Annotated in this window: 1 rRNA gene; it reads right to left on the bottom strand. The window is 57.3% G+C overall.

Annotated elements, in window-relative coordinates:
* Positions 1-239, bottom strand: a 23S ribosomal RNA gene (locus QC282_RS32305); the annotation flags it as partial.

Raw genomic sequence — 239 nt, 5'->3', positions numbered from 1 at the left:
TCCGACGCTCCCACGGCTTGTAGGCACACGGTTTCAGGTACTATTTCACTCCGCTCCCGCGGTACTTTTCACCATTCCCTCACGGTACTATCCGCTATCGGTCACCAGGGACTATTTAGGCTTAGCGGGTGGTCCCGCCAGATTCACACGGGATTTCTCGGGCCCCGTGCTACTTGGGTGTCTCTCAAACGAGCCGCTAATGTTTCAGCTACGGGGGTCTTACCCTCTACGCCGGACCT

Source organism: Streptomyces sp. DH24 (assembly GCF_029813775.1).
GTDB lineage: Bacteria > Actinomycetota > Actinomycetes > Streptomycetales > Streptomycetaceae > Streptomyces.
Note: the sequence above shows the minus strand (reverse complement) of the source record. Positions and strands in the feature narration are given on the sequence as shown.